The organism is Neisseria sp. HMSC058F07 (assembly GCF_001810035.1).
In the GTDB taxonomy this organism is placed as follows: Bacteria; Pseudomonadota; Gammaproteobacteria; order Burkholderiales; family Neisseriaceae; genus Neisseria; species Neisseria perflava.
Genome location: NZ_KV799674.1, coordinates 413,744 through 436,957 on the forward strand (window position 1 = coordinate 413,744; position 23,214 = coordinate 436,957).

20 protein-coding genes are annotated in these 23,214 nt (G+C 51.0%); 8 read left to right on the forward strand and 12 right to left on the reverse strand.

Annotated features, from left to right (window positions below; all coding sequences use genetic code 11):
• Positions 1–16 precede the first annotated feature (16 nt).
• The 5 genes from parC to HMPREF2696_RS05365 all read left to right on the forward strand — a co-directional run bounded on the left by parC (position 17) and on the right by HMPREF2696_RS05365 (position 7,185).
• Positions 17–2,320 (forward strand): DNA topoisomerase IV subunit A, encoded by a 2,304-nt coding sequence (parC, locus tag HMPREF2696_RS05345; RefSeq protein ID WP_070588014.1) that lies wholly within the window; start codon positions 17–19, stop codon positions 2,318–2,320.
• Between the two features lie 70 nt (positions 2,321–2,390).
• Positions 2,391–3,977 carry a two-component system sensor histidine kinase NtrB gene (locus HMPREF2696_RS05350; protein WP_070588016.1) on the forward strand — a complete coding sequence of 529 codons (1,587 nt, stop codon included), beginning with the start codon at positions 2,391–2,393 and terminating at the stop codon, positions 3,975–3,977.
• Positions 3,970–5,598, forward strand: a complete 1,629-nt coding sequence (locus HMPREF2696_RS05355) for a sigma-54-dependent transcriptional regulator (RefSeq protein ID WP_070588017.1) — start codon at positions 3,970–3,972, stop codon at positions 5,596–5,598. Before HMPREF2696_RS05350 ends, HMPREF2696_RS05355 begins: the two co-directional genes overlap by 8 nt.
• Before the next feature lie 48 nt (positions 5,599–5,646).
• A complete protein-coding gene (locus HMPREF2696_RS05360; protein WP_070588056.1) occupies positions 5,647–6,399 on the forward strand; it encodes a class I SAM-dependent methyltransferase in 753 nt (250 codons plus the stop codon).
• 102 nt (positions 6,400–6,501) lie between these two features.
• Entirely contained in the window at positions 6,502–7,185 is a 684-nt protein-coding gene (locus HMPREF2696_RS05365; protein WP_070588019.1) for a 2,3-diphosphoglycerate-dependent phosphoglycerate mutase, read from the forward strand.
• 141 nt (positions 7,186–7,326) lie between these two features.
• Here HMPREF2696_RS05365 and HMPREF2696_RS05370 read toward each other — a convergent pair whose 3' ends face one another.
• Complete coding sequence (locus HMPREF2696_RS05370; protein WP_070588058.1) at positions 7,327–8,118, reverse strand: DsbC family protein; 792 nt, start codon at positions 8,116–8,118, stop codon at positions 7,327–7,329.
• Positions 8,119–8,253: 135 nt separating this feature from the next.
• Here HMPREF2696_RS05370 and HMPREF2696_RS05375 point away from each other — a divergent pair, with 135 nt between their 5' ends.
• Complete coding sequence (locus HMPREF2696_RS05375) at positions 8,254–10,443, forward strand: primosomal protein N' (protein ID WP_070588020.1); 2,190 nt, start codon at positions 8,254–8,256, stop codon at positions 10,441–10,443.
• Positions 10,444–10,523: 80 nt separating this feature from the next.
• Here the strand turns inward: HMPREF2696_RS05375 and HMPREF2696_RS05380 are convergent, their stop codons facing one another.
• The 3 genes from HMPREF2696_RS05380 to HMPREF2696_RS05390 all read right to left on the reverse strand — a co-directional run bounded on the left by HMPREF2696_RS05380 (position 10,524) and on the right by HMPREF2696_RS05390 (position 12,691).
• Complete coding sequence (locus tag HMPREF2696_RS05380; RefSeq protein ID WP_004518836.1) at positions 10,524–11,198, reverse strand: hypothetical protein; 675 nt, start codon at positions 11,196–11,198, stop codon at positions 10,524–10,526.
• Between the two features lie 335 nt (positions 11,199–11,533).
• Positions 11,534–11,872: an iron-sulfur cluster insertion protein ErpA gene (gene erpA / locus HMPREF2696_RS05385; RefSeq protein WP_003680162.1), complete on the reverse strand. Its 339-nt coding sequence runs from the start codon at positions 11,870–11,872 to the stop codon at positions 11,534–11,536.
• Between the two features lie 132 nt (positions 11,873–12,004).
• Positions 12,005–12,691, reverse strand: coding sequence for a S24 family peptidase (locus HMPREF2696_RS05390; protein WP_004518834.1), 687 nt, complete (start codon positions 12,689–12,691; stop codon positions 12,005–12,007).
• A gap of 261 nt (positions 12,692–12,952) precedes the next feature.
• On the opposite strand from HMPREF2696_RS05390, the gene HMPREF2696_RS05395 reads away from it, so the two are divergent.
• Complete coding sequence (locus tag HMPREF2696_RS05395) at positions 12,953–13,228, forward strand: hypothetical protein (RefSeq protein ID WP_003680156.1); 276 nt, start codon at positions 12,953–12,955, stop codon at positions 13,226–13,228.
• 76 nt (positions 13,229–13,304) lie between these two features.
• Here HMPREF2696_RS05395 and argC read toward each other — a convergent pair whose 3' ends face one another.
• Both argC and HMPREF2696_RS11510 read right to left on the reverse strand, forming a co-directional pair.
• Positions 13,305–14,351, reverse strand: a complete 1,047-nt coding sequence (argC, locus tag HMPREF2696_RS05400) for an N-acetyl-gamma-glutamyl-phosphate reductase (protein WP_004518832.1) — start codon at positions 14,349–14,351, stop codon at positions 13,305–13,307.
• A gap of 47 nt (positions 14,352–14,398) precedes the next feature.
• Positions 14,399–14,584, reverse strand: a complete 186-nt coding sequence (locus HMPREF2696_RS11510; protein WP_004518831.1) for a hypothetical protein — start codon at positions 14,582–14,584, stop codon at positions 14,399–14,401.
• A gap of 896 nt (positions 14,585–15,480) precedes the next feature.
• Between HMPREF2696_RS11510 and serB the strand changes: the two genes are divergently transcribed.
• On the forward strand, positions 15,481–16,311 hold the full coding sequence (gene serB, locus HMPREF2696_RS05405) for a phosphoserine phosphatase SerB (protein ID WP_039861844.1): 831 nt from the start codon (positions 15,481–15,483) through the stop codon (positions 16,309–16,311).
• Positions 16,312–16,382: 71 nt separating this feature from the next.
• Here serB and lpxH read toward each other — a convergent pair whose 3' ends face one another.
• The 6 genes from lpxH to rpsT form a co-directional block, all read right to left on the reverse strand.
• Positions 16,383–17,093, reverse strand: coding sequence for a UDP-2,3-diacylglucosamine diphosphatase (lpxH, locus tag HMPREF2696_RS05410; RefSeq protein ID WP_198400576.1), 711 nt, complete (start codon positions 17,091–17,093; stop codon positions 16,383–16,385).
• Between the two features lie 151 nt (positions 17,094–17,244).
• On the reverse strand, positions 17,245–18,630 hold the full coding sequence (locus tag HMPREF2696_RS05415) for a PIG-L deacetylase family protein (protein ID WP_004518827.1): 1,386 nt from the start codon (positions 18,628–18,630) through the stop codon (positions 17,245–17,247).
• A gap of 239 nt (positions 18,631–18,869) precedes the next feature.
• Positions 18,870–20,678 (reverse strand): aspartate--tRNA ligase, encoded by a 1,809-nt coding sequence (gene aspS, locus HMPREF2696_RS05420; RefSeq protein ID WP_004518826.1) that lies wholly within the window; start codon positions 20,676–20,678, stop codon positions 18,870–18,872.
• Positions 20,679–20,743: 65 nt separating this feature from the next.
• On the reverse strand, positions 20,744–21,445 hold the full coding sequence (locus tag HMPREF2696_RS05425; RefSeq protein WP_039861915.1) for a DUF502 domain-containing protein: 702 nt from the start codon (positions 21,443–21,445) through the stop codon (positions 20,744–20,746).
• A 152-nt stretch (positions 21,446–21,597) separates the two neighbouring features.
• The gene (locus tag HMPREF2696_RS05430; RefSeq protein ID WP_004518824.1) at positions 21,598–22,737 is read right to left on the reverse strand and encodes a phospholipase A; all 1,140 of its coding nucleotides are present in this window, start codon (positions 22,735–22,737) and stop codon (positions 21,598–21,600) included.
• Positions 22,738–22,905: 168 nt separating this feature from the next.
• The gene (rpsT, locus tag HMPREF2696_RS05435) at positions 22,906–23,169 is read right to left on the reverse strand and encodes a 30S ribosomal protein S20 (protein ID WP_002212556.1); all 264 of its coding nucleotides are present in this window, start codon (positions 23,167–23,169) and stop codon (positions 22,906–22,908) included.
• Between the last annotated feature and the right edge of the window lie 45 nt (positions 23,170–23,214).

Genomic DNA, 23,214 nt, shown 5'->3' on the forward strand with positions numbered 1-23,214 from the left:
TCGTTTTACCATCCTGATGACAGAACACATTTCCGCTCCAAGCCCATCTCCTGTCGGTGAAGACTACCTGCTGTTAGGTCAATACGCCGAACGCGCCTATCTCGAATACGCCATGAGTGTGGTCAAAGGCCGCGCGCTGCCTGAAGTTTCAGACGGCCAAAAGCCTGTACAACGGCGTATTTTGTTTGCCATGCGCGATATGGGTTTGACGGCAGGCGCGAAGCCGGTGAAATCGGCGCGCGTGGTTGGCGAGATTTTGGGTAAATACCACCCGCACGGCGACAGTTCCGCCTATGAAGCGATGGTTCGCATGGCGCAGGATTTTATCTTGCGCTATCCCTTAATCGACGGCATCGGCAACTTCGGCTCACGCGACGGCGACGGGGCGGCGGCGATGCGTTACACTGAAGCGCGGTTGACGCCGATTGCGGAATTGCTGTTGTCCGAAATCAATCAGGGGACGGTGGATTTTGTGCCGAACTATGACGGCGCGTTTGACGAACCGCTGCACCTGCCCGCCCGCCTGCCTATGGTGTTGCTCAACGGCGCGTCAGGCATTGCAGTGGGCATGGCGACCGAAATCCCATCGCACAATTTGAACGAAGTGACACAGGCGGCGATTGCGTTGTTGAAAAAGCCGACGCTGGAAACCGCCGACCTGATGCAGTACATCCCTGCGCCCGATTTTGCCGGTGGCGGTCAAATCATCACGCCGGCGGACGAATTGCGCCGCATTTACGAAACCGGCAAGGGCAGCGTGCGTGTGCGTGCGCGTTACGAAATCGAGAAGCTGGCGCGCGGACAGTGGCGCGTGATTGTGACCGAGCTGCCGCCAAACGCCAATTCCGCCAAAATCCTTGCCGAAATCGAAGAGCAGACCAACCCGAAACCAAAAGCGGGTAAAAAGCAGCTCAACCAAGACCAGCTCAACACCAAAAAGCTGATGCTGGATTTAATCGACCGCGTGCGCGACGAGTCAGATGGCGAACATCCCGTGCGACTTGTGTTCGAACCGAAATCCAGCCGCATCGATACGGATACCTTCATCAACACGTTGATGGCGCAGACTTCTCTGGAAGGCAATGTGTCCATGAACTTGGTGATGATGGGGCTGGACAACCGCCCTGCGCAGAAAAACCTGAAAACGATTTTGCAGGAATGGCTGGATTTCCGCGTCGTGACCGTAACACGCCGTCTGAAATTCCGTTTGAACCAAGTGGAAAAACGACTGCACATCCTTGAAGGCCGTCTGAAAGTCTTTCTGCACATTGACGAAGTGGTTAAAGTCATCCGCGAATCAGACGATCCGAAAGCCGATTTGATGGCGGCGTTCGGGCTGACTGAAATCCAAGCCGAAGACATTTTGGAAATCCGCCTGCGTCAGTTGGCGCGTTTGGAAGGTTTCAAACTTGAAAAAGAATTGAACGAGTTGCGCGAAGAACAAGGCCGTCTGAATATCCTTTTGGGCGACGAAAACGAAAAACGCAAGCTGATTATCAAAGAGATGCAGGCGGACATGAAGCAGTTTGGCGACGCGCGCCGCACGCTGGTGGAAGAAGCCGGGCGCGCCGTGTTGACGCAGACCACCGCCGACGAACCGATCACGCTGATTCTGTCGGAAAAAGGGTGGATACGCAGCCGTGCCGGACATAATCTCGATTTAAGTCAAACCGCGTTCAAAGAAGGCGACCGCCTCAAACAAACCCTTGAAGGCCGCACCGTTTTACCCGTCGTTATTCTTGATTCATTGGGCAGAACCTACACGCTTGATGCCGCTGAAATCCCCGGCGGACGCGGCGACGGCGTGCCGGTTTCATCCTTAATTGAGCTGCAAAACGGTGCCAAACCTGTCGCCATGTTCACCGGCCAGCCCGAACAGCATTACTTGCTTTCAGGCAGCGGCGGCTACGGCTTTATTACCAAGTTGGCCGATATGGTCGGACGCGTGAAAGCGGGCAAAGTGGTCATGACCGTGGACAGCGGCGAAACCGTCCTGCCGCCGGTTGCCGTCTATGCTTCTTCGCTGATCAATCCCGACTGCAAAGTCGTACTGGCCAGCAGCGACCACCGTCTCTTGGCGTTTTCCATCGGCGAGCTCAAAGTCATGCCCAAAGGCCGCGGTTTGCAGCTGATGTCGCTGACCGATGGCGCGTCTTTGGAACACATTATGGTGACGACCTCTCCTGAATTTACCGTTGTATCGGTCGGCCGACGCGGCGCCGAGCATCAGGAAAAACTGCGGATTGCCGATATTGACGGCAAACGCGGTAAAAAAGGCAAAGTATTGGAAATATCAGGCCGTCTGAAAAGTTTGTCTTAAGGCAAAAACCAATATATTCAAATAAATTAAATTTACTACGACATTGCATGAAAATAAAAAAGGTTCACTTATGAACAGAGCCAATCTTCAAGAGCTGGGTAATCTGAGGGAGCGGATTCCCGGTGTAATCAACATTGCCCGAATAGCCATCGTCTTACCGCTTTTGGTTTTGCACGCTTTCGGCAGCTACACAGGCGGCAACCTGATTGGCGTTTCGTTGCCGGACGTTGAGTTTTATATCTGGGTAACGTTGTATTTCTTCCTGATTATGCTTTCCGTGTTCCGTCCGGGCTGGCAGTGGCAGTCTTTGGATTTGCCCAATGCCAGCGCCGTGGTCGACATCACCATGATGATGGTTTTGGTGTATATCTCCGGCGGTACGGCTTCCGGTTTCGGGATTTTGGTTTTGCCGTTTGTCGCCACGTCGTGTCTGCTCAGTTATGGCCACTATCCTATGCTGTATGCAGGCTATACGGCAATGTTGTTTATTTTGAACCTGTTTTTAGACGGCAGTATGCGTTTCGATTCGTTTAATTGGGACGCGAAATCAATGGTGAATTCTTCGATGCTGATCGGTGCCAGCTATCTGGTGGCGATGCTGACCTCGTTTGCCGCCCGTTATCTCGAACAGGCCACAGAGTCCGCCAGCCGCCATCAATTGGCCTACCGCCGTATCAGCGGCCTGAACCATTTGGTTTTAAACCGCGTACAGGAAGCGGTGGTGGTGATTGATGCGACCCAGCGCGTGTGGCTGTTTAACAAACAGGCAAAAATCTATTTCCCCAGCCTGATTATCGATCAGCAGGAAATCGTGTTTGGCGAACTGGTGGCCCGATGGCAGCGCCAACCCGACAAACCTTTTGAAACCGATATCCATATTTTCCAACACGCCATGCACGTCCGAGCCGTTCCGCTGATTCAGGAGCAGACCGAGCTGCTGATGTTGTACGTCCGCTCATTGCGTGAAGTGGCTGCAGAGGCCATGTCCACCAAGCTGACTTCGCTCGGTCAATTGACTGCCAACCTCGCCCACGAAATCCGCAACCCGATGTCCGCCATCCGCCATGCCAGCGATTTGTTGCAGGAAGGCGACGAGGCAGATCCGCTCAAGGCCAAGCTGTACAACATCATCGACAGCAATATCCAACGTATCGACAAAATGTTGGAAGACGTATCCCTGATTAACAAACGCGACAACATCAGCCGCCAGCCGATTAATCTGATGAAATTCTGGTTGGAATTCAAGCAGGAATTTACCTTGAACAATCCCGATGCCATTGGCTGTCTGCGCATGAATATGGACGGCAACAACCTGACCGTATTGGTCGATCCCATGCACTTGCAGCAAGTGATGTGGAACTTGTGCAACAACGCTTGGCGACACAGCCGTCAGGACGAAAACGCCATTACCGTCCTGATCCGCCCCAGCGGCAGGATGCATATTTCCATCGTCGTGGCGGACAACGGCAAAGGCGTGCCGCCGGATGTGCGAAACCATCTGTTCGAGCCGTTTTACACCACCGAAAAACAAGGCACCGGTTTGGGGCTTTACGTCGCACGCGAGTTGGCACACGCCAATATGGGACAGCTGCATTATCACCCTGAAATGAACGGGTTCGAACTGATTTTACCGAAGGAGCAAGCGCAGGATGAATAAATTGCAAGAGCCGGTTTTGGTTGTCGATGACGAGGCAGACATCCGCGATCTGATGGAAATGACCCTGATGAAAATGGGTCTGCGCGTCGATACGGCGGCTGGTGTTGAAGAAGCCAAAGACAAGCTGGACAACAACGATTATTCGCTGGTGTTGACCGATATGCGTATGCCCGACGGCTCCGGCCTCGAGGTGGTCCAATACATTGACGAGTTGATGCTCGATACGCCCGTCGCCGTGATTACGGCTTTCGGCAATGCCGACCAAGCTGTTGAAGCCTTGAAAGCAGGGGCGTTTGATTATCTGCAAAAACCGATTACGCTGTCGCAGTTGCGTTCATTGGTTAAATCGGCAGTGTCGGTTTCAGACAATACTGCCGAACCCACGCCGTCTGAAAAAGTCAAATCGCAGCCTGCGCCTGTTTCTGCCGCCCTGTATAAACCCGAACCTCAGCCGGCTAAGCCTGTCGTTACGCCTCCTAAGAGCGTACAGAGTGAATTTAACCGGCCTTTGACTGTTCCGGAAGGGCTCAATTCCTTAAAAGAGCGTTTTTCGGCCGGTAGCATCAATCCTGCTTTGCAACAAGACGCACCTGTATTGGAAGGCGAGGACGATATGCCGCGCCTGTTGGGTACTTCGCCGCAAATGGTCGAAGTACGCCACCTGATTCGCAGATTGGCCCGCAGCCTTGTTCCTGTTTATATCTCCGGTGAATCCGGTACGGGTAAAGAGCAGGCGGCGCGCACGATTCACGAGCTGTCCGACCGCGCCGACAAACCATTTATTGCCGTCAACTGCGGTGCCATTCCTGAAAACCTGATGGAAAGCGAATTTTTCGGCTACAAAAAAGGCAGCTTTACCGGTGCGGATCAAGACCGTTTAGGTTTTTTCCAACACGCTGACGGCGGCACTTTGTTCCTTGATGAAGTTGCCGATTTGCCACTTGCCATGCAGGTCAAACTCCTGCGCGCCATTCAAGAAAAAGCCGTGCGTCGTATCGGCGATGCGCGGGAAACCTTTGTGGATGTGCGCATTATTTGTGCGACCCATAAAAACCTCGAAGCTTTGGTTGAAAGCGGCGCATTCCGTCAGGACTTGTATTACCGCCTCAACGTAGTCTCTCTGCATATGCCGCCTTTACGCGAAATGCGCGAAGACTTGGGCGCGCTGATTCTGTATCTGCTGTATAAACACCGTCACGGCAATCAAACCTACAAACTCAGCCCGAAAGCCCAAGAAGCCCTGTTGCATTACAGCTATCCCGGCAACTTCCGTGAGTTGGAAAACATCCTCGAACGCGCCGTTGCGCTAACGGTAGGCCAAGTGATACAAGTGGACGACTTGCAGATTCAAAATGCTCCGCAGGTTAAGGCAGAACGCAGCGGCTTCTCTTTTGACGATATTGCCGAACCCGACGCGCGTGAAACTACGCTCAATCACAGTCCCATTCCACCGTTTGATCCACGCACCATGCAGATACAGGATTACCTCGACCAAGTGGAACGCAGCATCATCGAGCAGGCTTTGCAGCAAACCCGTTACAACCGTACCCAAGCCGCCAAGCTTTTGGGCATCAGCTTCCGCTCTATGCGCTACCGTATGGAACGCTTGGACATCAATTAAAACGTTCAGACGGCCTGAGTTTTCAAGGCCGTCTGAAACATGGGCATCATGTACAAGATTTATTTTGACGAAACCGCATCTGCCGAACTTCGCAGCCTTGCCGAGCCGTTCGGGCTGACCGTTATCGACCGGCAGCCTGAAGAAGACAGTTTCCTTATCGCTGACGAAAGCGGCATCAGCTTGTGCCGCGCAGGTGAAAAAGGCCGTGTCCGCGTTGATTTTGATGGCGGTGCCTCCCATTACCGGCGTACTAAAGGCGGAGGTGAGTTGATTGCCAAAGCCGTCAACCATACTGCGCAACCGACTGTCTGGGACGCTACCGGCGGACTGGGACGCGACAGCTTCGTGCTTGCCTCGTTGGGCTTGAATGTACAAACTTTTGAACAAAATCCTGCTGTTGCCTGTCTACTTTTAGACGGCCTCAACAGGGCAGGACAAAGTGAAGAGACACGGGAGATTGCCCAGCGAATTACTTTGCACTTCGGCAATGCCGTTGATTTAATGCAGAAATTGGCCGCGCAAAAAGGCAGACCCGATGTGGTGTACCTCGACCCGATGTACCCGGAACGCCGCAAAACCGCCGCCGTGAAAAAAGAAATGGCCTATTTCCACGACTTGGTCGGCGCGGCACAAGACGAAGCCGAGTTGTTGGACGCAGCGTTGAATACCGCCAAAAAGCGCATTGTCGTCAAACGCCCGCGCTTGGGCGAATTTCTTGACGGGCGCAAACCTGCTTATCAATACACAGGCAAAAGCACGCGTTTTGACGTTTACCTTCCGACAAGGCCGTCTGAAGACTAGAAGCAAATTTGCAACATATCAAAAGAAACTGCCGACGTTATCAGCGCGGCGGCAAAGTGTGCTATAAATACCTTTTCCCAAACTTCATTGGAGCAAACAATCATGGAATTAGTATTCATCCGTCACGGACAAAGCGAATGGAACGCGAAAAACCTTTTCACCGGCTGGTGCGACGTCAAGCTGAGCGAGCAAGGTTTGGCAGAAGCCGCAGCAGCAGGTAAAAAGCTGAAAGAAAAAGGCTATGAATTCGACATCGCCTTTACCTCCGTTCTGACCCGTGCCATCAAAACCTGTAACATCGTTTTGGAAGAATCCGACCAACTGTTTGTTCCACAAATCAAATCATGGCGTTTGAACGAGCGCCACTACGGTCAGCTGCAAGGTATGGATAAAAAACAAACCGCAGAAAAATACGGCGACGAGCAAGTCCACATCTGGCGCCGCAGCTACGACACCCTGCCTCCTCTGCTTGATCCTAAAGACCCTCACTCCGCCCACAACGACCGCCGCTATGCCAACCTGCCTAGCGATGTCGTACCTGATGGTGAAAACCTCAAAGTTACCCTCGAGCGCGTCCTGCCTTTCTGGGAAGACCAAATCGCTCCGGCCATCCTGAGCGGCAAACGTGTTTTGGTTGCGGCACACGGCAACTCCCTGCGTGCGTTGGCCAAACATATCGAAGGCATTTCCGATGAAGACATCATGGGCTTGGAAATCCCGACCGGTCAGCCGCTGGTGTACAAATTGGATGAAAACCTGAAAGTGATTGAAAAATTCTACCTGTAAGGTAAAGGGAAAAAAGGACGTGTTGGACACGTCCTTTTTTGTACTTGTCAGTATCGAGGCCGTCTGAAGGCAGTTGATGGCGGGCAACATGAATAAAGGACGCGTAAAGCGTCCTTTATGGAGATTAAAACCTGAAAAGTATTACTGGTTTTTCTCGATGATTTCTTTGAGGTGAGGCATAGGGCTGTAACCGCTTTGGCTGCGGCCGTTAGGGAAGACCAGGGTCGGCGTACCGTTGAAGCCGAATTGTTCGCCCAACGAAGTGGTTTCCGCAACAGGGTTTTCGCAGTTTGCTTTGCCGCTTGGGAGTTTGCCTTTGCGCATCCAGTCGATCCATGCCTGGGTCGGATTAGGCTGACACCACAACAGCTCGGCTTTGCGCGCGGCATCAGGGTGCAGGCTTGGGATCGGCATCATGAAGGTATAAATCGTGATGTCGGTCATTTTTTCAAATTCATGCTCCAAGCGTTTGCAGTACGGGCAGTCCGGATCGGAGAAAACAGCGACTTTCAGTTTGCCGTTGCCGCGAACTTCTTTAATGGCTTTGTCCAAAGGCAGGGAAGCGAAGTCGATTTTGTTCAAATCGGCGGCGCGTTCTTCAGTCAGGCTTTGGCGCGTGTTGACGTTAATGAGGTCGCCGACGAGCATATAGTCGCCTTTGGCATCGGTATAGATGATTTGTTTGCCGCTGACAACAACTTCGTAAATGCCTTTAATCGGTGTTTCACTGACGCTCAAAACTTTCAAATCTTGGGCGGCATAGACTTTTTCCAGACGCGCTTTCAAAGAAGCGGCAACGGATTTGTCGGCAGGCGCTTCTGCTTTGGCAGCCGGCGCAGGCGCGGCGTTGGCGTTGGATACGGCAGGTTGACCGCATGCCAACAAAGGAAGGACGGCAAACGGTGTTAAGATTTTGATTAACTTGGTTTTCATGCGAGAGACTTGCGTGTGTTGAAAGTAAGGCATTGTATCAAACCTCTGTCATGCCTGCATTGTATTGAGGCTCAATTTATCGTCTGAAAATAGCTTTCGGCTGTTAAAATACGAAAAAATGATTTGATTGTTTGTATGTTCTACCACCGTATTGCCGTAAACGTGCCGCTTTCAGACGGCCTTTTGACTTATTCCTATTCTAAGCCGCTTCCTCCGGGAACGCGGGTGCTCGTGCCTTTCCGCAATAAAACCGTTGTTGGGATTGTGTGGGAAACGGATATTGCGCCCGATATGGATACGGCGCGGATTTTGAGCGTTCAGACGGCCTTTGTGGAAGAAAAGCCGTTGCCTCAAGGCTGGCGTGATTTGTTGGCGTTTACGTCGCGTTATTACCACTATCCGACCGGGCAGGCAGTATTTACCGCATTGCCGCAGGGTTTGAAGGAAACGCGCGCGGTGGAAATGCCGCAGCCGCCGTTTTTTTATACTTTGAACGAAGCGGGTAGGGCGCAAACGCCGCCGCCGGCTCGGTTCAACAAAAAAGCGGCTTTGTGGGACGCGCTGCTGTCGGGTGGAATGACGATGGCGGCGTTGAAGCAGGTGAACGCGCAGGCGGCGAAATTAATTGAAGATTGGGCGGAACAGGGTTGGATTGAAACTATGGAAGCGGCGAAACCCGTTTTAAGGTCGTGCAATGGGCAGGCTTCGCACTCTGAATTTGTATTAAATGCTGACCAGCAGAAGGCTTCCGATGAAATTCAGACGGCCTTCGGTAAATTTCAGCCGTTTTTGCTGTACGGCATCACCGGCAGCGGCAAGACCGAGGTATATTTCGATGCGATGGCGAAAGTGTTGGCGCAGGGGCGGCAGGTGTTGTTTCTGTTGCCCGAAATCAACCTCACGCCGCAGCTTTTGAAGCGGGTGGAAGACCGTTTTGCCGATGTGCCGACCGCTGTGTTGCACAGCCAAATGGCGGCAGGCAAACGCACGCAGGATTATCTGCGCGCGATGTTGGGACAGGCGAAATTGGTCATCGGCACGCGGCTGGCGGTGTTCACACCGATGGATGATGTCGGGCTGATTGTGGTCGATGAGGAACACGACGGCTCGTTCAAACAGGACAACGAATTACGCTACCACGCCCGCGATTTGGCGGTGTGGCGGGCGAAGCAGAGCGGCTGTCCCGTCGTCTTGGGCAGCGCCACGCCCAGCTTGGAGAGCTGGCACAAGGCGCAAAGCGGCGCGTACCGCCTGCTGCAACTGACCGAACGCGCCCATACCACTGCGCAACTGCCGCAAGTAGACATCCTCAACGTAGGTCGTCTGAAACTCGACAACGGCTTCTCGCCGCAAGCCTTGCAGCTTTTGAAACAGAACTTTGAAGCAGGCGGCATGTCGCTGGTGTACCTCAACCGGCGCGGCTTCGCGCCCGCGCTGTTTTGCGGCGACTGCGGCCATACCTTCGGCTGCCCGAACTGCTCCGCCAAGATGGTGCTGCACCAACGCGCCCGCCAACTGCGCTGCCACCACTGCGACCACCGCGAACCCATCCCATTCAAATGCCCCGACTGCGGCAACCAAGACCTGACCGCCGTCGGCCACGGCACGCAGCGCGTCGAAGAAACCCTGCGCGCCTTCCTGCCCAAGGCCGCCGTCGTCCGCGTCGACAGGGACAGCACCGCGCACAAAAATGACTGGGCGGATTTGTACCGCCGCATCGCCGACAACGAAATCGATATTCTGGTCGGCACGCAGATGCTCGCCAAAGGTCATGATTTCGCGCGACTCAACCTTGTTATCGTGTTAAACGCCGACGGCAGTCTATACAGCGCGGATTTCCGCGCGCCGGAAAGGCTGTTCGCCGAGCTGATGCAGGTGTCCGGCAGGGCGGGGCGCGCCGACAAACCCGGCAAGGTGTTGATACAGACCCAACTGCCCGAACATCCCGTCTTCGCCGCCGTCAAAGCGCAGGACTACGCCGTGTTTGCCGAAAACGAATTGAACGAGCGACAAATGTTCGCCATGCCGCCCTTCGGTTTCCAGACTGCCGTCCGCGCCGACGCGCCGCGCGTTGCCGATGCGATGGAGTTTCTCAACGCCGCCAAAGAAACCATTGCTCCGCTTTTGCCTGAAAGCGTCTCCCAGTTCGGCGCCGCCCCCATGCTGATGGTGCGCCTTGCCGAACGCGAACGTGCGCAAGTTTTCCTCGAATCGACATCTCGACAAGATTTGCATCGCGCCGTGAGTTTGTGGGTACAAGTGTTACAGCAAAACAGGGACGGCAAAATCCGATGGTCGGTGGACGTTGATGTGCAAGAGGCTTGATTGAAATGATTCAATCAATATAGAAATAAAAGGCCGTCTGAAAATCTGTTTTTCAGACGGCCTTAAGTTTTGGAATCAGTTTAGAAGAATTTTGCAGCGATATAGCCGAGTGCAAGCAGACTCAAAACGGCGAATACGATAGCCATTGTAAGCAGAAACTGTGTTTTCTTCCTTGCTGCAAGTGCGGCCAGCTCAGGATTTTGGCCTAACTCTTCGCGTAGTTGGGATTCCAATTCAGCACGGATTTTCTTGCGCAGCTTTTTCTCTTCCTGCTCGCGTTCATATTTGAGCTTGTGGGCAATTTCGGTTTGTTTTTTATGCTCGAAAGAGATTTTTTCCTGCCATTCAATGCGCTTGCGCTGGATGGCCAGCTCATTTTTTTCTGTCAAATCAAAGTGGCAGGTTTTACATTCCTGTGCGTCGAGTTCGTCGATAATCGTCATGCAGACTGGGCATTGGATAGGGTCGGGCGTGTTGACTGCCAACACGGGTTCTTCTTCAACCGCTTCCAACTCCATAGCCTGACGGACGATTACGTCCAAACCTAAATAGCTGAAGTAATGCTGCGCATTTTCGCGCTCGTCTTGGGTGCATTTCTCGGCCACAATAGCTTGCGGACGCTCGGCCAAAGCTTGAATCAGACTCTCGACTTCGTTTTCAGGCAGGTTGTCATACAGGCAGGCATGGATGCGCTCCCTATCCGTGTTCGGCGGATAGGAAACGTATACGTCGAAAAATTTTTCTTGTTTGCTCATTGATATCCCATGAATATTTCGACTGCATCAACCAAATGGGTTGGGTCTGAGGTTTTGTTATTGTGTTTGAGCTGTTTTGGCTTGCGATGCAGGCAAAAACAGAGGCCGCAGTCTTAGGCAGACCGGATAGGGGGTGCCTTTGTGTCGTTAATCGGCTGGACAATGATTTTTTATTTATATGGCAATATGCATGTCCAATGTTATGTCTATTGTAGAGTAAATATTCACGCCCGATATTATTATTATAAGATAAATCCAATATTGTTTAAAATAAATTCACACAAAAGGCCGTCTGAAGATACAGACGGCCTGTTTTTCATGAAGAAACGGATTATTTATACGGAGAAGGACGAGCCGCAACCGCAAGTTGTTTCGGCATTCGGATTGCGGATGACGAATTGAGAACCTTGCAGGCTTTCGGTGTAGTCGATTTCTGCACCAACCAGATATTGGTAGCTCATCGGGTCGACCAAGAACGTCAGGCCGTTTTTTTGGATTTCGAAATCGTCGTCGTTTTTGATTTCATCAAAGGTAAAACCATATTGGAAGCCGGAGCAACCGCCGCCGTTGACGAATACGCGCAATTTCAAATCGGGATTGTTCTCTTCGGCGATCAGGTCGGCAACTTTGGTGCAGCAGCTGTCAGTAAAGATAATAGGGCTTTCGTCTGACATGATGTGATTCCTTTTATATGAATATTTTTACTATTGTCGCTCAAACCGTTAGCCAAGGCAAGTTTGTGCAGACAGGGTCTGCCAGCTTACATGGAGGGCATGGCAGAAATTTCAAGCACCAGTATGTCAGATTTAGATGCTTCTGCCAAACCATTCTACACGGCCGATGATGGCAACGTCGTCGGTCGGGTTTTTCAAGTCGATTTCAAAAGTAGGGTAGGCTTCGTTGGCAGAAATGACGTTGACGATGCCACCGGGTATCAGTTGCAGGCGTTTGACCAAAAGGTTTTCATTGAGGCGTAAAACATAGAGGCCGTCGCGCGGCGTGGTTTGGCCGTGGTTGATGAGGATGGTGTCGCCATCATTCAGCACGCCTTCCATCGAGTCGCCTTTGACTGAGATAACGGAAAGGTTTTTGATGTCTCGCGTTACATAATTTTCAATCCAATAGCGTCGGAACGCCATGGCGAATATGGGTTGCTCATCGCCGACGAGCTGGCCGTGTCCGGCCGCGGCCTGGATGTCGTAACGCGGTACGAAGACAAATTCGTCTATATCGACAGGGTTGCCTAGTGTGTCGGTTGCTGTGGCCTTTGGGGCTTCGGAATCAGGGAAGGGAGAACCTTCGCCTGTTAAAAGCCAGTCTATGCTGCAGCCTTTAAGTTGTTTGATTTTTTTTAGCGTTTCCGATTTCGGCAGGCCTCCTTCGTTCCAGATACGGCTGAATCCGGCGATGGTCATATCGATGTCGGCGGCAATTTTGGCTTGGCGGGCTTCATCTTTCCATAAGAAAGCCAGGCGGTCTTTAAAGGTATCCATGTTTATGCCTTTGTGGAGGTATGTTTTTTATATGGTTTGGACGATTTGAGTGTATTTTACCTTAGTTTTTATAAAATTGTAAGAAAAAAATTACTTCATCTAAGAAAAAGTATTGCATATTCTATTTTTTCTTAGTATTATTCGTTTTGTCTTAGATAAATCGATATTTCTAAATTTCTGTTCGATTTTTCTTAGTTTAATTTTATTTGGTTTAGTTTTTCTGATTTAAACCTGCTATATGATTATGATGAGAGGTGTGAAATGACTCGTTCGCGTAAAAATACTTTTTGGGTGCTGCTGGCGTTGGTACTGGGTTTTTTTGCTCTGCCTTTCGGATCTTCGGAGGCGCATGAGGCGGACGGTAATCTGACGGCTTCGGAATGCGAACGCTTGGGCAGCTTGAGTCTGGATCAGATGGACGGCAGGCTGCTGGCTTTTGCCAAAGAATGCGATATGGTGGAGGCTACCCACGATTGGGAGCAACAGTACGGCAACTTGAATGAAGAAGAAATGCTTGCCGGCGTAGTGTATGAGTGATGTTTGTGAATGAATCGATAAAGGCCGTCTGAATGATCAAAGTTTCAGACGGCCTTGTGTTTTTAATAATGATGGCTTAAGGCATCAATGGTGCATTAGTCAGGCCGGTGGTTTCGGGTAGGCCGAACATGATGTTCATATTCTGCACGGCTTGACCGGCTGCGCCTTTGACCAAGTTGTCGATGACGGAAAGAACAATCCACACATCGTCTTGTTCGGGCGCTTTTTGAACGCTGATACGACAAAGGTTGGCGCCGCGCACGCTGCGGGTTTCAGGTGTCGAACCTGAAGGCAGGATATCGACAAAAGGACTGTCGCGGTAGTATTCGCGCAGTAAGGCTTCAGGATCGGTATGTTCTTGCAGGTGCAGATACAGGGTGGCGTGCATACCGCGTATCATTGGAACAAGGTGTGGCACGAAAATCAGGCCGTCTGAAACATGGTCTTGCAGCCCGGACAGGGTTTGTCGGATTTCAGGCAGATGGCGGTGGCCGCCGACGCCGTAGGCTTTGAAGTTGTCGCCTGCTTCGCACAATAGGGCGTGGGTGCTGGCTTTGCGGCCTGCACCGGAAACACCGGATTTACAGTCGGCAATCAGCGGCGCATTGGCTTTCAGACGGCCAGCCTGAAGCAGTGGCAATAAGGGCAGGGAAACGCAGGTGGGGTAGCAGCCCGGATTGGCCACCAGCATGGCTTTGGCGATGTCGTCTTTGTGAAGTTCGCACAAACCGTACACTGCTTGGGAAACGAGTTGCGGCGCGGCATGGGTCATTTTGTACCATTGTTCCCATGTTGAGATGTCGCGGATGCGGAAGTCGGCAGACAGGTCAATCACGCGTACGCCTTTTTCGACAAGGGACGGTGCTTCTTTCATGGCCACGCCGTTGGGTGTGGCGAAGAACACGAGGTCGCAACGGTCAAGCCCGGCATCTTCGGGCGTTTGGAATGCAAGGTCGTAAATGCCGCGCAGGCTGGGAAAGTAGTCGGCAACCGCAATACCGGCTTCGCTTCGGCTGGTGACGGCAGTGACTTCTGCGTTGGGGTGGCTGCTGAGCAGGCGTAACAATTCAACGCCTGTGTAACCGGTTGCACCGACGATACCAATTTTAATTTTTGTGGTCATGGTGTGGCTCCTTTGTAGGGATGATGATGCGTTTGATTATATAGTAATTAATTGCCGTCGGTCAGAGGTGCTTGTGCCAAGCTTTGCAATAGAGGGTTAAACAGGCTGTCTGAAATATGGCATGAATAATATTCGAGAGCGGGTTTCAGACGGCCTGAGCGTTTGGAAAACGCAGTTTGCGGTTCGATTTGTTTGTTGATTTGTGGTGGGTGTTTCGTCTTTATCCTATCCATACGAACACAAAATAAAAATGTAAAAAAATGCCCCCGGGTTGGAGGACCGGAGGCAAGTATCCAAGGAGTATCTCTCATCAATAAGAACTAGTTATTTAGTACTATATCTCTTGTTAGGATTGAAAGCAAGCGTTTTGCACATTTTAACATTTAAATAATTTTTTCATTCAAATTCAGTGAGTTATCAGATAGGGATTGAATCTTGAGATGATGGTAATAGAGGATAGGCTAAGGACAATTAAAACGGCAGGCATCAGTGATTGGGAGCAGCCATACTCTGAGCATTACTCTGATGTGTGTGTACATGGCCATATTGATTGAGTCGGTCGGGGGGGGAAAGCTGAAATCTCCTGACTAACCGAATTGAGTTAAAGTGAGGGCTTCTTCAAACTGTTAGATAAAATAGCTGCAAGGCATGAAATGCGTGCGCAGATGAGGAAGGGTTTGTTTTTAAATATAGATCCCTGAATCATTTTATTTCATTTAAATTTGATATTGTCAAACCATCGAGCCAAAAAAAAGGTTGCCACCGGAAAGGAAGTCGTTGGCAACGAATGGAGGTGGTAATGCAATGAAAGCTAGATATAAGGAGTAGTGCCAAACTAGCTATAAGTAACTATATCGAAACTGTAAGAAAAATCAACACAAGTTGCCTGTTACTGGCAAAAATTTTTAGTCGGCTTGCCTAAAATCAAATTTTTGAGTAATTACTTGGTTGATGCAGGGGTTGGTAGCTCTAGCTGAATTTGTTTCCAGGCCGTCTAAAAATTTTCGGGGTGGTTGGCTATAATGCTGTTTTGGTTTTTTAAGGTCTTCGCAAAAATACGGTTTCGGGGTTTTAGGCTGAATGTGTACCCGATCTGTTTGCAAAGGTTTTGGGGTATGAGGAGAATGAGATGAAGAAAGTTTTGGTGTTGCAACATGGGGATTTGGGCGCGTGCGACTGGTCGGCGTTTGGCGGTTTGGTGTCTGCGCCATCAGGGAAGTCGGTGTTGCGTGTGCCGGTTTCGGATGATTTTGAATTGACGGACGAGATGCGTGCGGCGTTGATTGCGCAGCAGATAGATGGCGCGATGTTGCCGGATATGGCTTTTGCTGATTTGAGGCTGATTGTCAGCGATATGGATTCGACGCTGATTACGATTGAGTGCGTGGATGAGATTGCGGCCGGTGTCGGGCTGAAAGATGAGGTGGCCAAGATTACGGAGCAGTCGATGCGCGGCGAGCTGGACTTTGAGCAGTCTTTGCGCAAGCGTGTGGCTTTGCTGGCCGGTTTGGACGAGCGCGTGTTGGAAGAGGTGTACGAGAATGTGTTGCAGCTGTCGCCGGGCGCGGAATTTTTGTTGGAAGAGTGTAAACGGAATGATGTGAAGTTTATGCTGGTGTCGGGCGGATTTACGTTCTTTACGGAACGCCTACAACGGCGTTTGGGCTTGGATTTCCATTTTGCGAATGTGTTGGAAGTGGAAAACGGCAAGCTGACAGGCCGTCTGAAAGGGCGGATTATCGATGCACAGGCTAAGACGGATTTGTTGCGTGAATACCGTGAGCGTCTGGGTTTGGCTCCGTGGCAGGTGGTGGCGATGGGTGATGGTGCGAACGATATTCCGATGATAAGGGAGGCGGGATTCGGCATTGCTTATCGGGCGAAACCGAAAACTGAGGCGAATGCGGATGCGTGTGTGCGCTTTGGTGGTTTGGAGCGGATACGCGGTTGGTTTGCGTAAACCGGTTGAGGATATTTGTCAGTCAGGCTGTCTGAACAATCGGGAAACCGGTTTTCAGACGGCCTGATGTTTTATAAGGCGATAAAACGGTAGCCTTCGGCATCGACTTCGAGAATGGAGGCGTAATTGTCGCGCCAGTCGCCAAGTACGATGCGGGTGTAATCGGCGTTGCGATGGATGTTTTCGCGGTGGGTATGGCCGTGGATGAGCAGGGGCGTGTGGAAGCGTTGGACGGTTTCGTGGGTAAAGGCCGGATTGACATCCATGATGTCGGCGGTTTTGTGTTGCTTGTCCTGTTTGCTCTGTTTGCGGATTTTGGTGGCGATGTTCAGTCGGAGTGTGAGCGGCAGGAGCAGAAACAGGCGTTGCAGCCATTTTTGATGGACGGTACGGCGGAATTTTTGATAAGAATGGTCGTCGGTGCAGAGGGTGTCGCCGTGACAGAGCAGGGTGGGTGTGCCGAACAAGTCGATAACGGCGTACTCGGGCAGTAAGGTCATGCCGGTATCGCGGGCGAAGGTTTTGCCGATGAGGAAGTCGCGGTTGCCGTGGATGAAATAGCAGGCGACACCACGCTCGGTCAGGCTGCGGATGGTTTGCTTGATGATTTGAACCAAAGGGCTGTTTTCGTCATCGCCGATCCAAAAATCGAAAAGGTCGCCAAGAATGTATACGGCTTGGGCATGAACGGCTTTTTCTTGGATAAATTTCTGGAAGAGTGCGGTCAGTTGAGGATGGGATTCGCTCAGGTGCAAATCGGCGATGAAGTAAATCGGCATGATGATGTGGGACGTGTGGGAAGGGTTTTATTATAACTTGGGTTGTCGCGTTTGGTTGGGTTTGGTGTTTTTCGTTTGTAATGTAGTGATTTTATTGTTTTGATTTGGTGTGATAAAGGCCGTCTGAAACATCTTTTCAGACGGCCTTTGTGGTTTATAGGGCTTTGCCCTGATAAGTGATTTGTTTCAGCGTATCTTCTTGGTACAAGTCGCTGATGGGGACGGTATAGAAGAATTCGTTGCTGCGGACAAAGCGGTTGACCAAGTCTTTGTCGAGATGGAGGACATGGTGTCGCAGTTTGTTTAGGCCTTTGAATATCATGGTACTCCAACGCATATAGCCGTCTGAATTAGGACGGATGTCGTTCATGGCGTCAAGGGCGAGAAGTTTGCGGTTTTGCTCTTCTCTATCCAAAGGATGGGAATAGATGCTTTGGAAGTAAAACGGTTGCTCGGAGGATGGCGGCAGGCTGAGGGAAGAGCCTACTTTGCCGATAGGGAAGTCGTCGCTCAGATAATGTATGGTGTGCAAAAACAGATTGCCGCGGCGGTAATCGATTTTGCGCAGGGCTTCGATGGCGGCCAGCGCAGTATGTTGGTGGTCGGGATGCGCATCAATATTGGGGGACGGCGACACGATAATATCCGGCTGGAACGTTTCTATCAGATAGCCAAGGTTGTCTACCAAGCTGTTCCAAGTTGAGCCGGGTTTGAGGTGTTTCGCCAATGGGGATGTATTGGCACGACGGAAAATATAGACGTCGGTCGTATCGATCTTGGTCGATTTAATCTCTTTTTCCGGATTTTGGCGCATGGCGGTCAATGTGCTGTCGAAGTAGCCCAGTTGCAGGATGTTTTCAGACGGCACACCGGCCAAAAGGGGAACGGTCAGGCTGTTCCAAACGCGCATCCGGCCTTTTTGCAGATATTGTGCCTGGGTGTCGCAGTCGCACGTGCTATAAAGGTTGCCATAGTGGAAGCTGCCGCCTTCGCTAGCGGTTAAGGTGCAGATCATTGAATTGGCGGCGTGTTTTTCGTACAAACCGTATGCGCTGAGTTCAGCATCGTCGGCATGGGGCGCGAGGACAAGGATTTTTTTGCCGTCGAGGTTTTCACGCGGATAAACGGAGAGTTCGATTTCTTGATCGGGCAAGGACAGGTATTTGCCTTCCAAACGGATGGTTTTGTCACTGTCGGAGAAGGTGTCGCTCAGATTGATATAGCGCACGCCTTTTGCGCCGTATTCGAAATATTGCTTCCATTTGCCTTTGGATGAAATGGTTTCGATAAAAGGCAAGAACAGCAGTCCCATCCAGTTGGACTTGATACGGATTTTGGCAATGACGGTATCCTGTCCGCTGACAGTGGCGGGCAAGGTTAGGCTGCCGCCTTTGAGGGTAGCATGCGCGGTAGAGGGAAGGGAGGGATAGTTATAGTCTTGGTGTGTGTTATAGGCAAACTGTTTTTTGTGAATAATTGAAGTAATAATAAACAACAAAATAAAAAAAGTCAGTATCAGCCCCGTCAGTATCAGAAACATTGTTTGGTTCCTTTATTGTTGTAACAGTCATGATAGTGCTTGTGGAGCTTATTTGTTTGTTTTTCTTACAAACGGTTGTTTTTCATACTCTAACGTCATTAAAGTGAACATTTAAAATAAAACAGTTTGCGGGTTGATTATATATAAACGACCAAAATGTAGAAAGGCCGTCTGAAAAATTTGAAAGAAATTTCAAAAATTTCAGACGGCCTTGATATTTTAAAGGTTAAGCCGGTAAATTATGCTTCTTTTGTTTCAACTGCTTTCTGACGCAGACGTAGGCTTAACTCGCGAAGTTGTTTGTCGTCGACCACATTAGGTGCATTGGTCAGCAGACATTGTGCACGTTGTGTTTTTGGGAAGGCAATCACGTCGCGGATAGATTCTGCACCGGTCATCAGGGTAACCAGACGGTCGAGGCCGAATGCAAGGCCGCCGTGCGGAGGCGCGCCGAATTTCAGGTTGTCCAAGAGGAAGCCGAATTTCTCTTGTTGCTCTTCAGGGCTGATTTTCAGCGCGGCAAACACTTTCTCTTGTACGTCTGCGCGGTGGATACGGATAGAGCCGCCGCCGATTTCCCAGCCGTTCAATACCATGTCGTAGGCACGGGCCAGGCAGTTTGCAGGGTCGGAAACCATCAGGTCTTCATGACCTTCTTTAGGCGCTGTAAACGGATGGTGTACGGCTACGTAGCGGTTGGCTTCTTCGTCGTATTCGAACATTGGGAAATCGACAACCCACAAAGGTTTCCATTCGTCTACGAAGTAGCCGTTGTCTTTACCGTGTTCCAAGCCGACTTTAATACGCAATGCGCCGATGGCTTCGTTCACAACTTTGGTTTTGTCTGCGCCAAAGAAGATGATGTCGCCGTTTTGCGCGCCGGTACGCTCGATGATTTCTTTCAGGGCGTTTTCGGACAGGAATTTCACGATTGGAGATTGCAGGCCGCTGTTTTCGCCGTTGGAGAGGTTGCTGACATCGTTTACTTTGATGTATGCCAGACCTTTCGCGCCGTAGATGCCGACAAATTTAGTATATTCGTCGATCTCTTTGCGGCTGAATTTCGCACCGTTAGGCACGCGCAGAGCGACTACGCGGCCGCCTTTCATGTCGGCTGCACCACGGAAGACTTTGAATTCTTCGGTCTTCATTAGGTCGGTCAACTCGGTGAATTTCAAGTTGATGCGCATATCCGGTTTGTCAGAGCCGTAGTAGAACATGGCTTCAGAGTAAGGCATGCGAGGAAAGTCGCCCAAATCTACGTTTAAAGCATCTTTGAAGACTTGTTTGGCCATGCCTTCAGTGATGTCCATGATTTCATCCTCGTTCAAGAACGAGGTTTCTAAGTCGATTTGAGTAAATTCAGGTTGGCGATCGGCACGCAAGTCTTCGTCACGGAAACATTTGGTGATTTGGTAGTAACGGTCGAAACCGGCAACCATCAGCAATTGTTTGAACAATTGTGGAGATTGCGGCAGCGCGAAGAATTCGCCCGGATGAACGCGGCTTGGTACGAGGTAGTCGCGCGCGCCTTCCGGAGTGGAGCGGGTCAGCATCGGTGTTTCGATGTCGATGAAGCCTTGTGCGTCCAAGTAGCGGCGAACGCCCATGGCCACTTGGTAACGCAGGCGCAGGTTGCGTTGCATGGCAGGACGGCGCAAGTCGATAACGCGGTTGGTCAGGCGAACGTTTTCGCTGATGTTTTCATCGTCGATTTGGAACGGAGGCGTAGCGGCAGCGTTCAAGACTTCGATTTCTTTGGCAAGGATTTCGATTTTGCCGGAAATCATTTTGTCGTTGGTTGTACCTTCTGGACGGTTGCGTACGCGGCCGGTAATGCTTAAAACGTATTCGTTGCGGGAAGAGTCGGCAGCGGCAAATGCTTCCGGAGTATCAGGGTCGATAACGACTTGAACGATGCCTTCGCGGTCGCGCAGGTCGATAAAAATCACACCGCCGTGGTCGCGTCGGCGGTGTACCCAGCCTTTGACGGTAACGGTTTGGTCTAAGTATTGCTCGCTGATAAGGCCGCAATAGTTGGTACGCATAAAATCACCTTTTTATATTGTTCAATTTGAAAAGAAGGAAAGGCCGTCTGAAAAAAAAGAAGACCTTAATTGTTGTGTTCGGTATCACCGTCTTCAGACGGCTTTTGGGCAGGTAGGGCTTTAACTGGTAAGTCGTCCGGCATCACCATGCCCAGTGAAATTACATATTTCAATGCCTGATCCACACTCATGTCCAGCTCGCGAACGTCGCTTTTTTTAACCATGATGTAGTAGCCGCCGGTCGGGTTGGGCGTGGTTGGGACGTAAACGGAAATATAGTCGTCATCTTGCGGCAGGCTGCCTTTGAGTTTGTCGGGGATATGGCCGGAAACAAAGGCTATCGTCCAAATGCCCGGTTGCGGAAAGGGAACCAGTACGGGGGTTTTGAACGAGCGGCTACTGTCGGAGAGCAGGGATTCGGAAACTTTTTTAACGCTGGAGTAGATGGATTTGACGACGGGAATGCGTCCTAAAAGGCTGTCCCATGCGCCGAGAATCCGTCTGCCCAATACGTTGGCGGCGAATACACCGGTAACGAACAAGACGACTGTGGCGGCGACGATGCCCAAGCCGGGAATGTTGAACCCCCAGAAATGCTGGGGCTGCCAGCTTTCCGGTAATAGGTTGATCAGTTTGTCGGCGGCGGAGATGATATAGCTCATCGCCCAGATGGTTACGGCAATCGGCAACCAAACCAGCACGCCTGTAATCAGGTATTTCTTTAAAGCCTTGGCGATTTTTCCGCTTTCGGCTGCGGCTTCTGTCATCTTTGTTTCATTCCGGCAAGTTTTGCCCAAACTTTGCATTATACGCGTTTGGACGCTAGGAAACGAGTATTTTAAACGAATGGCTTGTTTTGTTTCATTGTTTCAGACGGCTGCCTTGATTGCAAAGGCCGTCTGAAATAATATGGGGTCATTTAGATGCCGTCCCAGTCGTTGAACATCAGGCCGAAGCCGATGCCGTTTTGTTTGTGGTTGTAGTCAATCAGACTTTCGCCGTAGCCGTGGAAGCCGCGGACAACGCCTTTGAGTTTGCCTTTGATGGGGAAAGTATAGGCCGCTTCAACGGCACCGCGTCCGCTTTTCGGGTTGTAACGCAGGACGGAATAAACATTTTGCTTATCGTTGAAACGGTATTGGACTTTTAAGTCGCCGTAGCCCATGTATTTGTTGATGTCCGGATTGTCATCGTCATCCCCTTTTTGGTCGAAGGCACGCACCCAAACTCTAGGAATAACGGTCAGCTTGCCCCATTCCATACCGGCCATGGCGTAAACGCGGTTCCATGAGCGTGATTCGGGGCGGCTTTGACCGTTGGATTGGTGAACAAAACCTGCGCCAACCATGCGCAGTTTGCCGCCGAAAGGCAGGTCTGCTTTAACGGGTTGGGTAATGAAGATTTCAGGCTCGTAGTCGGTATTGCGGAACGGAGCGGATTTGCGGCCTTGGTTAAAGATTTGCCAGTCGGATTTTTGGGTGTAGCCAAACCATACGTCGGCACGGGTCTTGAATAAATCTTCGGCAATCTTGCTTTTGAAGGAAACCTGCATTTTGGTTTCGAGGCGTTTTTGCTCGCTGAATTTTTCCTGTGTGGTTACGCCGCGGCTGGGGGATTCCGGGTAATAGTTGGGGCTGCTGTTGTACCAAACGGGCATGAGGTACATAGGGTTGTGCTCGCGTACGCTCAACAGGCCGCGTGTGTCGTTTTTATCCAAATCGTACATCAGGCTTAAAGGTGTGTAGCTGTCGGTAGTTTCGCTTAATACGTCGTCTGAAATATTCGGATGGGTAGGGTTGTCGAATACGATGGCCGCTTCTTTTTTCTCGATGCTCTTGCGGACGCTTTGTTCGAGGTCAACTGGTGTTTTGGCGGTTTCGGTTTGCGCTTGCGGCAGTGGGAATTGAGGGGGGAGTTGCGCCGAGTAGATGTTGTCGTAACACGCCAAACGGGTGGCGTTGTCTTGAATGGTGGTGCAGTGTAGGGCGGTATCGGCGGCGGCCAGCGGGGCGGCGGCAATGAATCCGATACTTAGGGAATGTTTCAACATCTTGTTCATGAGAGTTTCCGTTGTTTTCCAGACGGCCTGATGAAAGGGTAAATGGTTTTATTTAGTTGGTTTGGACTGTGAATACGGCAATGCCCCTGAAAGGCAAGACCTCAGGGGCATCGTATCAGCTCGATTATCCTGCTTTGGTTATCAGGACTTCCAGCATCTGCATCAGTATTAAGCCAAAGCTTTTACTTTAGCAGACAGACGGCTTTTGTGACGGGCTGCTTTGTTTTTGTGGAATACGCCTTTGTCAGCGATACGGTCGATGACTTTAACGGATTCTTGGTAAACTGCTTGAGCAGCAGCTTTGTCGCCGGCTTCAACTGCTTTCAACACTTTTTTCACAGCGGTACGGAATGCAGTACGCAGGCTGGCGTTGTGGGCGCGTTGTTTAACCGACTGGCGGGCACGTTTGCGGGCTTGTGCGCTGTTTGCCATATTGAATATCTCCTGAAAAATAAATTCTGTAAACGCGCAATTTTA